The sequence below is a fragment of the Flavobacterium sufflavum genome (assembly GCF_004016525.1).
GTDB lineage: Bacteria > Bacteroidota > Bacteroidia > Flavobacteriales > Flavobacteriaceae > Flavobacterium > Flavobacterium sufflavum.
The window spans coordinates 40,186-53,763 of sequence record NZ_SACJ01000010.1 but is presented as its reverse complement, the minus strand read 5'-3'; the positions used below and the strand labels follow the sequence as shown (position 1 = coordinate 53,763).

9 protein-coding genes are annotated in these 13,578 nt (G+C 32.7%); 6 read left to right on the top strand and 3 right to left on the bottom strand.

Annotation, left to right across the window (positions count from 1 at the left end; all coding sequences use genetic code 11):
• Window positions 1-17 precede the first annotated feature (17 nt).
• The 6 genes from recN (at window position 18) to EOD40_RS14110 (ending at window position 7,076) form a co-directional block, all read left to right on the top strand.
• Complete coding sequence (recN, locus tag EOD40_RS14135; protein ID WP_128196625.1) at window positions 18-1,670, top strand: DNA repair protein RecN; 1,653 nt, start codon at window positions 18-20, stop codon at window positions 1,668-1,670.
• Window positions 1,671-1,770: 100 nt separating this feature from the next.
• Entirely contained in the window at window positions 1,771-2,961 is a 1,191-nt protein-coding gene (fabV, locus tag EOD40_RS14130) for an enoyl-ACP reductase FabV (RefSeq protein WP_128196623.1), read from the top strand.
• Between the two features lie 154 nt (window positions 2,962-3,115).
• The gene (locus EOD40_RS14125) at window positions 3,116-4,114 is read left to right on the top strand and encodes a glycosyltransferase (RefSeq protein WP_128196621.1); all 999 of its coding nucleotides are present in this window, start codon (window positions 3,116-3,118) and stop codon (window positions 4,112-4,114) included.
• Window positions 4,115-4,116: 2 nt separating this feature from the next.
• Window positions 4,117-4,704 (top strand): dephospho-CoA kinase, encoded by a 588-nt coding sequence (gene coaE / locus EOD40_RS14120; RefSeq protein ID WP_128196619.1) that lies wholly within the window; start codon window positions 4,117-4,119, stop codon window positions 4,702-4,704.
• 68 nt (window positions 4,705-4,772) lie between these two features.
• A complete protein-coding gene (locus EOD40_RS14115; RefSeq protein ID WP_128196617.1) occupies window positions 4,773-6,362 on the top strand; it encodes a sensor histidine kinase in 1,590 nt (529 codons plus the stop codon).
• A gap of 3 nt (window positions 6,363-6,365) precedes the next feature.
• A complete protein-coding gene (locus EOD40_RS14110) occupies window positions 6,366-7,076 on the top strand; it encodes a response regulator transcription factor (RefSeq protein ID WP_071185897.1) in 711 nt (236 codons plus the stop codon).
• A gap of 92 nt (window positions 7,077-7,168) precedes the next feature.
• On the opposite strand, the gene EOD40_RS14105 is transcribed toward EOD40_RS14110, so the two are convergent.
• From EOD40_RS14105 to EOD40_RS14095, 3 genes are all read right to left on the bottom strand, one after another.
• Complete coding sequence (locus EOD40_RS14105; protein WP_128196615.1) at window positions 7,169-9,577, bottom strand: alpha-ketoacid dehydrogenase subunit alpha/beta; 2,409 nt, start codon at window positions 9,575-9,577, stop codon at window positions 7,169-7,171.
• 184 nt (window positions 9,578-9,761) lie between these two features.
• On the bottom strand, window positions 9,762-12,593 hold the full coding sequence (locus tag EOD40_RS14100; RefSeq protein WP_231129634.1) for a gluzincin family metallopeptidase: 2,832 nt from the start codon (window positions 12,591-12,593) through the stop codon (window positions 9,762-9,764).
• A 91-nt stretch (window positions 12,594-12,684) separates the two neighbouring features.
• Window positions 12,685-13,413 (bottom strand): LOG family protein, encoded by a 729-nt coding sequence (locus tag EOD40_RS14095; protein WP_128196756.1) that lies wholly within the window; start codon window positions 13,411-13,413, stop codon window positions 12,685-12,687.
• Window positions 13,414-13,578 lie beyond the last annotated feature (165 nt).

Below are 13,578 nucleotides of genomic sequence, written 5' to 3'. Positions count from 1 at the left end.
CATAATAAATACAATTAATGATTACTGCACTATCAATAAAAAACTATGCTTTAATTGAGAAATTAGCTATTGATTTTTCTAAAGGATTTTCGATTATTACAGGAGAAACTGGTGCGGGAAAATCCATTATTTTAGGGGCTTTAGGTCTAGTTTTAGGAAAACGTGCCGATTTGACTTCTTTAAAAAATAAGGAAGAAAAATGTATTATTGAAGCCCAATTTGATATTTCGAAATACAATTTAGCAGCTTTTTTTGAGGCCAATGATTTGGATTACGAAGACGAAACGATCATTAGAAGAGAAATTTTGCCTTCGGGAAAATCGCGTGCTTTTATTAATGATAGTCCGGTAAATCTTCAGGAATTGCAAGATTTAGGATTGTTTTTGATTGATATTCATTCGCAGCAACAAACCAGAGAACTTACCGATGAAAATGTGCAGTTTGATATAATTGACGCCATTGCTGCTAATCAGGAAATCATTACCGATTATCAATCGCTTCTTAAAAGTTATAAATCAGATAAGACTCAATTAAATTCGCTTATCAAAAAACAAAGTGAATCCAATAAAGAACAGGAATACCATACTTTTTTATTGAATGAATTGCTTGCAGCCCAACTAAAATCGGGTGAACAAGAAGAGCTGGAAAGTGTTTTTGAGCAACTTAATAATGTTGAAATTATTAAAGAAGCTATAGATAAATCTTTGGCTATTGCCAATGAAGAGCAATTTGGTGTTTTAAATAATCTGAAAGAAATTAAAATAGCCATTCAAAAGATTGCTTCTTTTTCTACTGAGTACAAAGAATTACTGGAAAGAATAGATAGTTTGACTATTGAATTTGATGATATTTCGGCTGAAATGAATCGTTGTTCTGAAAAAATAACTCACGATCCGGAACAATTAGAGCAAATTAATCAAAAGTTACAGTTGATTTATAATTTGCAAAAAAAGCATCAGGTAACAACGGTAGAGGACTTACTGGCTATTCAGGCTAAATTAGAAAATGAAGTTGTTGAATTAGGAAATATTGAAGAAGAAATTGCTCTTTTGAATACTGCTATTCAGGAAAAAGCTTCAAAATTAAATGCTTTAGCTACTACTATTCATGATAATAGAATTCAGGCTATTCCGGTTTTATCTAAAAAAATGATTGAAATATTAGCGACTTTGGGAATGCCAAATACGCGTTTTAATATAGAAGTTACTCAAGGCGAAAGTTATTTTGCCAATGGAAAAGACGAATTACAGTTTTTGTTCTCGGCTAATAAAGGAACTGATTTTGGATTGTTGAAAAAAGTAGCTTCAGGAGGAGAAATGTCCCGAATTATGCTGGCTGTAAAAGCTATTTTGGCACAATATTCAAAATTACCAACCTTGATTTTTGATGAGATTGATACCGGGGTTTCCGGAGAAATTGCTATCAAAATGGGAGAAATTATGAAGGAAATGAGTAGAACAATGCAAATTTTTGCAATTACCCATTTACCGCAAATAGCCGCTAAAGGAGAAGCCCATTTTAAAGTGTTTAAATCAACTATTGAAGAGGATACCCAATCAGAATTAAAATTACTGTCAGAAGAAGAGCGCGTTGTTGAAATTGCGCAAATGTTGTCGGGAGCTATTGTTTCAGATTCGGCTCTAAATCATGCAAAAGCCTTGTTGAACTAAAAAAATGCTCTATATTTGCCATCCAAAAACGATAGCTTTTTCTTGATAAAGTCATTGTTTTATTCGCTTAAAAAAAATAAAAATATAATATTGATACCCTATGATCATAGAACCTAGAATGAGAGGATTTATTTGCTTGACAGCACACCCGGTGGGATGCGAGCAAAGTGTTAAAAATCAAATTGAGTATGTTAAATCAAAAGGAGCCATTGATGGTGCTAAAAAAGTATTGGTAATCGGTGCTTCTACAGGTTTTGGTTTGGCTTCAAGAATTTCAAGTGCTTTTGGTTCTGATGCGGCAACTATTGGAGTGTTTTTTGAAAAACCACCATTGGCTGGAAAAACGGCTTCACCAGGTTGGTACAATTCTGCTGCTTTTGAAAAAGAGGCTCATAAAGCAGGTTTGTATGCAAAAAGTATCAATGGAGATGCTTTTTCGAATGAAGTAAAAAGAGAAACTTTAGATTTAATAAAAGCCGATTTAGGTCAGGTGGATTTGATTATTTACAGTTTGGCTTCTCCTGTTCGTACAAATCCAAATACAGGTGTAACACATCGTTCAGTTTTAAAACCTATTGGAGCTACTTTTTCAAACAAAACAGTAGATTTTCATACAGGAAAAGTTTCTGAAGTTTCTATCGAACCATGCAGTGGTGATGATATCGAAAATACAATAGCCGTTATGGGAGGTGAAGACTGGGCTATGTGGATTGATGCTTTGAAAGCTGAGAATTTATTGGCTCCTGGCGCAACAACTGTGGCTTATTCTTATATTGGGCCATCAGTTACTGAGGCGGTTTATAGAAAAGGAACAATCGGACGTGCAAAAGATCATTTAGAAGCTACCGCTTTCACAATTTCAGATAGTTTAGCTGATATTAACGGAAAAGCGTATGTTTCGGTAAATAAAGCATTAGTTACTCAAGCGAGTTCGGCAATTCCGGTAATTCCGTTGTATATTTCTTTATTGTATAAAATAATGAAAGCGGAAGGAGTTCATGAAGGTTGTATTGAACAAATTCAACGTTTATACCAACAAAGATTGTTTACAGGAGCTGAAGTTCCAGTAGATGAAAAAGGTAGAATCAGAATTGACGACTGGGAAATGCGTGAAGATATTCAGGCTCAGGTGGCTCAATTGTGGGAACAGGCAACTACTGAAAATTTATCTGAAATAGGAGATTTAGAAGGATACAGAAAAGATTTTTATAATTTATTCGGTTTTGATTTAGCCGGAGTAGATTATAAAGCAGAGGCTGACGAATTGGTTCAAGTTGAAAGTATCGCTTAATTTTATTTCGAATAAAAATAAAATATAATTATTGATAATGCGTCTTAATTTTAAATGTATAAAAGCATTTAAAATTAAGGCGCATTATTGATTAAAGGTTATCTTTGTTAAAATATTACATTTATATTGTATAATTAATACCGCTTTTAAGAATATGTATTTTTCTTTGATTATTCCCGTTTATAATCGTCCGGACGAAGTAGATGAACTTTTAGAAAGTTTATCAAAATCAGATTATAAAGAAGATTTTGAAATTGTAATTGTGGAAGATGGTTCTATAATTAGATGTGAAGATGTTGTCAATCAGTATGTAAGCAAATTGACGATTTCTTATTATTTCAAAGAAAATTCAGGCCCAGGAGATTCCAGAAACTATGGAATGAGAAAAGCCAAAGGTGATTATTTTATCATATTTGATTCGGATTGTATTATTCCAGCCGAATATTTGACGGAAGTAGATAAGGCATTAAAAGAAGATTATGTAGATTGTTTTGGTGGTCCGGATAGGGCATTAGATAGTTTTTCGGATATTCAAAAGGCAATTAATTTTGCGATGACTTCTTTTCTTACTACTGGAGGAATAAGAGGAGGTTCGGAAAAAATAGGGAAATTTCAACCTCGAAGTTTTAACATGGGGATTTCCCGTAAAGCATTTGAAGCTTCTAATGGTTTTGGGAATATTCATCCTGGTGAAGATCCTGATTTGTCTATTCGATTATGGAATTTAGGTTTTGAAACAAAACTTTTTTCAAAAGCTTACGTATATCATAAAAGGAGAATTGATTGGGATAAATTTTCGATTCAGGTAAATAAATTTGGTAAAGCGCGACCAATTTTGAATAGTTGGTATCCACAATATAGTAAACTCACGTTCTTTTTTCCATCGTTATTTATTATAGGTTTAGCACTTGCAATTGCGATGTTGATTTTTACTTATGATTTCTTAGCACAATTGTATTGTGTTTACTTTTTTGTAATATTTTTAATATCGAGTTTTCAAAATAGAAGTATTAAAATAGGTTATCTTTCGGTAACTGCAGTTTGGAAGCAATTTTCAGGTTATGGTTTAGGATTTTTAGAATCCTACATTAAGATAATTATCTTGAAGAAAAAGCCGGAAGAAGCTTTTCCTCAATTGTTTTTTAAAGTATAAGTATGCCAAAAGTTATTGGTTTAACAGGAGGAATTGGAAGTGGTAAAACTACTATTGCTAATTATTTAGCTTCATTGGGTATTCCTGTCTATATAGCTGATGATGCGGGCAAAAAAGTAATGCAAACCCAAGAAATTCTTGAGGCTATAAAACAAGAGTTTGGTACGGCTGTTTTTGACGAAAATCAATTAAACAGAGCTAAACTGGCTGAAATTGTCTTTGATAATCCTGATAGATTAAAAGCATTAAATGCCATTGTGCATCCTGCTGTTAGGAATGACTATAAAAACTGGTTGTCTCAGCATCAAAAAGCTCCTATTGTTGTTTATGAATCGGCAATTTTATTTGAAAGTGGAAGATATACCGATTTTGATTATATTTTAACAATTACAGTGCCTTTAGAAACCAGGATTGAACGCATTTTAAAAAGAGAGACAATAAGCCGTGATCAGGTACTGAATAGAATTAATTCGCAATGGACAGACGAACAACGAGTGTTAAAAAGTGATTTTGTTGTAGATAATATTGATATTGACTTGGCTAAGCTTAAAATCGATGAAATTCTTAAAATTTTGTCGATTAATCAATAGTGGGTACAGATGTTAATGTTTGGTTAATGCATTATCAACTATAGTGTTAAAAAGTTAATTTTGTTTTGATGAATAAATTGTTTTTTAGATTTCTTGTTTTGTTGATGAGTTTATCTCTAATAGGGATAATACTCGTTCAGGTATATTGGTTTAATACTTCATTTAAAAATAATGATGAACAATTTAAGTATCATGTTACTCAGGTAATTAGTAATGTTGCGGATAAATTAGAACAACAGGAAGAGTATAGTTTTTATGATAAAATTAACCATATAAAAGACAGTACAGGTAAGATTCCTCAAAAAGAAGATTTACTGGAAATTTTATTCGTTCAGAGAAATACGAAAACCAATAAAACTATAATTTATAAAAATAGTATTAGTTCTGAAAAATACGACATTAATAGTTCTTTGTTTAGTAAAAAATTTAATTCTGATGGTTTTAGGAGTTTTACTTCTAAAAGACAAACTGAAGTATATAACAATAATAACAATATTATTGATAATTCAGCTTTAAACAAGAGTTTAATTCCAGATGATATATTTAAAAAAGAAGGGAATCTGGATGTTTTGAATAAAGCTCAATTGCAAATTTCATATAAAGATTATGCTTCGGCATTGCCTATCGAAGAAAGGATTTCAAAAGAAAAATTGAGAAATCTTTTGAAAAAAGAACTTGTTGAACATGGAGTGAAAACTAAGTTTGAATTTGGAATTTTTAGCAACGGAATTCAAACAAAAATTAAATCGGATGGATTTCATTTTGATAAAGATGCTACTTATTCAATTCCAATTCTAGCCGATAATGAAGGAAATGAAAAGTATAAATTATCAGTTACTTTTCCGCATAAAAAGAGATTTTTATTTTCAGAATTAGTAAGCATTACAATCTTATCAATAGTATTTACGTTAATCATTTTAATTGCTTATACAAGTGCATTGAATCAATTAATTCGTCAACGTCAGATTTCAGAGATTAAGACCGATTTTATAAACAACATGACGCATGAGTTTAAAACACCTATCGCTACTATTAATTTAGCTTTAGATGCGATAAAAAACCCTAAAATAATTGAAGACAAAGAGAAAGTTTTCAGGTATTTGCAGATGATTAGAGATGAAAATAAGCGAATGCATGCCCAGGTGGAGAATGTATTGCGAATCTCGAAATTAGAGAAAAAAGAACTGGATATAGAGAAAGGTTCCAGTAATGTTGAAGAAGTGATTTATGATGCTATTGACCATGTAAATTTAATTTTGCAGGATAGAGGAGGAGAGATAAATAAACATTTTGAAGCAGTAAGAACGACTGTTTTAATTAATGAAGTGCATTTTACAAATGTGATTGTAAACATATTAGAAAATGCAATAAAATATTCACCTGATACGCCAAAAATTGACATTTATACCGAGAATATTAAGGATATGATTCTGATAAAGGTTAAAGATCAAGGTTTAGGAATGAGTAAGGTGGCTCAAAAGAGAGTTTTTGAAAAATTTTACAGAGAGCATACAGGAGATTTGCATAATGTAAAAGGTCATGGTCTGGGCTTAGCTTATGTAAAAAGAATTGTAGAAGACCATAACGGACAAGTATTTGTAGAAAGCGAAAAGGGAAAAGGAAGTACCTTCATTATAAAATTACCTCTAATAAATTAGAATATGGAAAATATAAATAAAAAAATTCTCTTAGTAGAAGACGACTTAAATTTTGGAGCTGTTCTAAAAGATTATTTAATGTTGAATGACTTTGACGTTACTTTAGCAAAGAACGGAATGGAAGGTTTTGAGAAATTTAAAAAAGATTCTTATGACTTATGTATTCTGGATGTAATGATGCCTTACAAGGATGGTTATACATTAGCTAAAGAAATAAGAGAGAAAAATGCCGAGGTGCCTATTATCTTTCTTACAGCTAAATCAATGAAAGAGGACGTTTTAAAAGGGTATAAAGCCGGAGCTGATGATTATTTAAATAAACCTTTTGATTCAGAAGTTCTATTGATGAAAATCAAAGCTATCATTCAAAGAAAAGCTTCTGATGTAAAAGCAGAACAAGTTCCTTTTGAATTTACAATTGGAAAATTTCATTTGAATTCAAAATTAAGATTCTTAAGTTATGCGGGTGAAGAACCGGTAAAATTGTCTCCAAAAGAGAATGAATTATTGAAAATGTTGATTCTTCACGAAAATGATTTAATGCCAAGAGAGTTGGCCTTAACAAAAATCTGGAGAGACGACAACTATTTTACTTCAAGAAGTATGGATGTTTATATCGCTAAATTGAGAAAGTATCTTAAACTGGATGAAGATGTTGAGATTTTAAATATTCACGGTGAAGGTTTCCGATTGGTAATTAAAAATAAAGCCTAAATAAAAAAGTCCTGTCCTGATAGCTATCGGAATGGGACTTTTTTGTGATTTATAGAATCCCATCTCTTTTTTTTGAAACGAGATGGGATTTTTTAGTATAATTTTGGATATACAGCTGGATTAGCTTCAGAAAGTATGCCGTATACTTTTTCGTAAATATCTTCGATAGAAGGTTTTGAAAAATAATCACCATCGGTTCCATAAGATGGTCGGTGTTCCTTAGCTGATAAGGTTTGTGGTTTGCTATCAAGAAATTTATAAGCGTCTTGCTGCTCAATAATTTGTTGTAAAATATAAGCAGAAGCTCCACCAGGAACATCTTCATCAATTACTAAAAGACGATTGGTTTTTTCGATACTTTTAGCAATATCGTGATTGATGTCAAATGGCAGTAGTGATTGAATGTCGATTACTTCGCAATCAATACCAGTTTCTGCTAATTCTTTTGCAGCCAATTCTACTAATCTAAGAGTTGAACCATAAGAAACAAGCGTGATATCGGTACCTTCTTTTATGGTCTCTACAACACCTATTGGAGTTTTAAATTCGCCATAATTCAAAGGCATTTTTTCTTTTAAACGGTATCCGTTTAAGCATTCGACAACTAAGGCAGGCTCGTCACATTCTAACAAAGTATTGTAAAAACCGGCAGCTTTAGTCATGTTTCTAGGAACCAAAACATGGATTCCTCTAATGGCATTAATAATCATCCCCATAGGAGAACCAGAATGCCAAATGCCTTCTAAACGGTGTCCACGTGTTCTGATAATTAATGGTGCTTTCTGTTTCCCTACCGTTCGATATTGCAATGAAGCTAAATCGTCGCTTAGAATCTGGATAGCATAAAGTAGATAATCAAGGTATTGTATTTCGGCTATAGGGCGTAGTCCTCTCAAAGCAAGTCCTATTCCTTGACCGATAATGGTCGCTTCACGAATACCGGCATCGGCAACACGGGTTTCTCCGTATTTTTCCTGCATTCCTTCTAGACCTTGGTTAACGTCACCAATGTTTCCTGAGTCTTCTCCAAAAATGAGAACTTCAGGATATTTAGCAAATAAGGCGTCAAAGTTATCACGGATAATCATCCTTCCGTCAGTATCTTTTCGTGCGTCTACAGGATAAGTAGGCAGTACTTCTTTAACAGAAAAGATATTATTTTTTGATTCTGAATAGAGGTGGTTGCTAAAAGTAGCTTGATTTATCTGGGTGTATTTTTGTATCCAAAGAGACAATTCGGAAGCAACATCTTCATTTACAACTAAACGTAAAGATTTCCTGGCTGTAACAAGGATTTCCTTTTTTAAAGGATCTTTAATTCCTTTAAGCGTATTTGAATGTCTCAGGATTTGATCCTTGTTTTTACTTGAAACAGCTATCTTTTGCAATAAACTAACTAGTTCTTCTTTTTCTTCAACAATAGGAGTTATAAACGAATTCCAGGCAGCTTTTTTACCTTCTAAAACTTCTTTTCTTATGGCATCATCAATCTCAGCCAGTTCTTCGGCAGAAGCAATATTTATGGCAATCATCCACAATCGCATCTGTCTGAGGCAGTCAAATTCTTTTTCCCAGTTAAGGCGCTCGGTACTTTTGTATCTTTCATGAGAGCCTGAACTTGAATGACCTTGAGGTTGTGTTAATTCAGTTACGTGAACTAAAACAGGGACATGTTGTTCCCTGGCTATTCTGGATGCTTTTTCGTAAGTTGTAATCAAATCAGAATAATCCCAGCCTTTTACGGTTAGTATCTCGATTCCTTTATTGTCTTTATCGCGTTGAAAACCGGATAGGATTTCAGAAATATTTTCTTTTGTAGTTTGGTGTTTTGCATGTACTGAAATGCCATATTCGTCATCCCAAATACTGATTAACATGGGTACTTGCAATACTCCGGCAGCATTTATGGTTTCAAAAAATACTCCTTCAGATGTGCTGGCATTGCCAATGGTTCCCCAGGCAATTTCTGTTCCGTTGTTAGAGAAATTACGTTGATTAGGAATATTATCTATTTCGCGGTAAACCTTAGAAGCTTGAGCCAAACCTAACAGACGAGGCATTTGAGCTGCTGTAGGTGAAATATCGGAACTGGAATTTTTTTGTTTTGTTAGGTTTTTCCAACTTCCATCTTCATTTAAACTATGGGTAACAAAATGACCTCCCATTTGCCTTCCAGCCGACATGGGTTCTTGTTTGATATCAGTATTACCATACAATCCAGCAAAGAAATTTGCTATTGTGAATTCGCCAATAGCCATCATAAAAGTTTGATCACGATAATAACCTGAGCGAAAATCTCCATTTTTGAAAAATTTTGCCATTGCTATTTGTGGCACTTCTTTTCCGTCTCCAAAAATTCCGAATTTTGCTTTACCAGTCAATACTTCTCGGCGTCCTAACAGACTACACTCTCGACTTGTCATGGCTATCTTATAATCATTCAATACTTCAGTCTTGAAATCCTCAAAAGTCAATGTAGTATTGTTTTTTTCTTTTATCATAATTGAAAGATTATAATTCATGGCGCAAATTTACTTAAAAACTAGCTATTATCATAATCGTACAAAATAAAAACCAGATGTAAATTGATGTTTTTCATCAAAAAAAATCTTGTTTTTTTAACAAAAAATAAATTTTAATATAAATATTTGATTATTGTGTAATGCGGAATTTTAAGTAGTTTGTTTAGAACCACTTTCTATTAAATAAATTGATTAATATTTTAGGCGAAAGTGTGATAACAAATCTGATTTTCTCATTGTAATTGTTTTGACTTATTTCCCATCCATTTGAGGAATAGATAGGTAGGTACATTTCAAAATAGTCAGTTACTAAATTTAGTCGAATACCACTATCGAAAACAAAAGCTGGATTTTGATATTTGTTTTTAAGGACTCCCACATCGCCATACATTTCGATCCAGTTCCAAATTGTGTACCCTGCGTTTATCGTACTAATCCATTGATTGGCGTAAGGAGTTTTTAATTTAGATTTAAATCCGCCTTCTGCTATAATCAATTGTTGGCTATAAAAACCGGTACTTTCTGATCGGCCATAGTAGCCATAATCAAATAAATAATCGCTAGGTCGGTCTAAAGCAAAACTGAAAAAATCAGAGTTACTGTTGTTGTATAAAAAACTCCCTGCATAAAAGCGAAAATTAATTTGGCGGTTGCTTTCAAAGAGTTTTCTGTATTCAATTTGTGCAGCAAGTTTTCCAAATTTATCAGAAAACTGAATGTCACCCATCAAGTTGAAATGTTTAGCAACTTCTGTTTTTGTATTGAAATATTTGGCATTAAAAACCGAATAATTTTCAGTTGTATTTTCTGTAATAATTTCGCTCTTTTCCCTTTTTACGAGTATTTGACGTAAGGAAATAAGTTGCTTTCTATTGTCTCTAAAATCGTCTTCTCTGATTTTTATCTGTACGTTTGGAGTCAGTTTTGTGTAAGAAGCGTCGGGAGCATAATGAAAATAGGAGCCTGACATAGCGTATCTTACATTGTATAATCTGCTGTTTCTGTAATTTTGATTGATAGAAAAAGAACCAGAGCCTGAAAACGTTTTAGCATTGGTTGAATAGGCTGGATTAATATCAAAAATAAAAGGTTTGTCTAATATTGTTTTGTTGTGAAGGCGCATACCTGAAATAAGCCCATCGTATAAGTTGTATTCTATTGTAGGGACATATAAAATTTGATTGTAATAAGGATCTTCTAAATCCTTCATGAATACAAATTTTATAGGACGGTTGTTAGGAAAAAAGGGTTTTAATGATTTCCAGTTGTTTCTAAGATTGTATTCAGGGACTTCATTTTTATAGTTCAAAACAATCTTGCTGGCATTGTTTCTTTCCACCCTAAAAATACTATCGTTTGTTTTGGGTTCCAGCCATTTTTTAAATACAATTTTCCCTTTGTTTATTCCGTAAACAGGAACAGGAACATTAATTCCTGTTTTGTTTTTTAATGAAAAATAGATGCTATCATTGGTTTTAACAACATTGCTAAACTTATAATCGATAAGATTTCTGGAATAGATTACTGTTTTGAAAAACCAATCGATATCTTTATTTGTTTGCCCTTTCAGATTGTTCTCAAAATCGATTGCTGTTGTTTGTTTAGCTCTATTGTTGCTGTAAAAATCATGGATACTTTTAGTTACAACCTGGTTTTCGAGATAATCATCTAAGAAGCGTAAACTTAAACCAGCGCGATATTTACTGGCAATTTGTTCGTTGAATTTAATTAAAGTGTTTTTAGGCGCGCCAAGTGCCTGATCTAAATTTTTTCGGGCCATTAACATATAAAAATAGCTGTATTGCTCGTTAAAATCTAAATTGGTCAGATTGAAGCTTTTTAATAATTTGAAATTAGAAACATTCCCCATCATCTTAGTGTTAGGGTGATTTTGTTCAATATATTTCATCATGGTATATATCTGGATACCATCATGAACCCAACTTTCTTTTCTATTATCAATAAAAAGAGTATTGTTAAGATAAACGTTAAGATAGGTTTTTAAGAATTTTAATTCGTATGTAAATTCATCTGTAAAAGGTCTGATAAATGAAGGCAACTGATTGAGACCGTAAAAAGGATTTCTTTCGTAATCCGTTTGAGAAATTACAATTTTTTTAAAAGGATATTCACCTATTAAGTTTTTTACAAAGCGAACCACGCAGTCAATGGCTTCAGCTTGAGCTATAGGTGTTACTTTCTCTCCATCTAAATTAGTTATTACTTCAAAACTTTCGCTTTTAAAGTTCGTAAAACTAGATCTGGACTCTATAAAAAGACTAAAATTTACTCTGCTTTTTCCGTTTAATCTGTAAATGGAATAATCATCATTGTTGATTTCTTCGGTGGTGTCTAAATCAGTATTGACTTCAAATCCGTTAGCGACTTTCATTTCAATATCAAAATCAGAAATAGCATTGGCTATATCGTCTAAATTTTCGTTGCTGTATTTTACAAAAGCATGATTTTCATAACGGGCAGGAGTGAGAAACCAATTTTTCAGATTCATATTGCCAAAGTCATCATAACCAAATTTGGTAAACTTACTGTTTGGGATTTTTACAGTATAGCTAAGTTGAAGACTGATTTTTTGATTTGGAGCCAGTTTTTTAGGTAGGCTTATTATAACAAGATCAGGATTTTCTTCAGTTCTTTTCCAGGGAAGAAAGAAATATTCTTTGCTAGCAATGTTAATGTTTGATGTTTTTCCTCTTTCTTCTTCATTTGCCAAATGAAATCCGCGATAAAATTCATCTGAAAATCGTTCTGCCAATGGTGTTTTTACTTCAGAATAGGCGTTGTTCCAATCATTTAAAACAATTTCCGAAATACTATCAGTCGAAGTATTAAAATAATCTATTTCCTGCTTGATGTTCAGCACATGCGTTTCGGTATCTACATCCACAAAAAGCCGATTGCTGTGTTGCGCAAAACTGCTATTTATGGAAGTAAAAACCACAACAAGGAAGAATGAAATTTTAATAATAGTATTCAACGGTAGTTAGGGGTTTAAAGAACAATTAGATATCCATTTTTTATTTTATGAAAGCGAATTAGATAAAAAAAAGCTGTAAAATAACAGCTCCTTAAAAGTTGGGTTTCAAGGTGTACTTTTTGTAGAAAGTATCCAAAACTTCGACTACTTCATCTTCGTTGTCTACAATTTTAATTAATTTCAAATCATCAGCACCCACTGTTTGTTCTTGCTCTACCAATACCGCTTTTATCCAGTCCATTAATCCCGACCAATAGCTGCTTCCAACCAGAATAATAGGAAAACGGGCAATTTTTTTGGTTTGGATTAAAGTTATTGCTTCAAACATTTCATCCAAAGTACCAAAGCCTCCCGGCATAACCACAAAACCTTGTGAGTACTTTACAAACATTACTTTTCGAACAAAAAAGTAGTCGAAATTCAAGTTTTTATCAGGGTCGATATAAGGGTTGAAATGTTGCTCAAAAGGCAATTCGATGTTTAGACCTACCGAAGTTCCTCCGCCCAAATGGGCGCCTTTGTTTCCGGCTTCCATAATTCCTGGCCCACCACCTGTAATGACTCCATAACCCGCTTTACTGATTTTAAACGCAATTTTCTCGGCAAGTTGGTAATATTTGTCTTCAGGTTTGGTACGTGCCGATCCAAAAATAGAAACACAAGGACCAATACGCCCCATGTTTTCATAACCATTTACAAACTCCGACATGATTTTGAAAATTGCCCAACTGTCATTGGTACGAATCTCATTCCATGTTTTTTGTTTCAAACTATCCTGGATTATTTTTTCGTCGTCATTGTCAAAATCTTCTAATCTCATCTTCTTATTCATTTTAGGACTATTTTAATTTGGAGCTTTAATCACTTTCAAAAGCCTTAGAGTGGCTTTATTACTAAAGTAAGATTTTTTACGTACAAAATGTGTAAAATAGTTTTATATTTTTCCTAAAAAATAGCTAAAGTGGCTAATAAAAAGGTAAGCCCA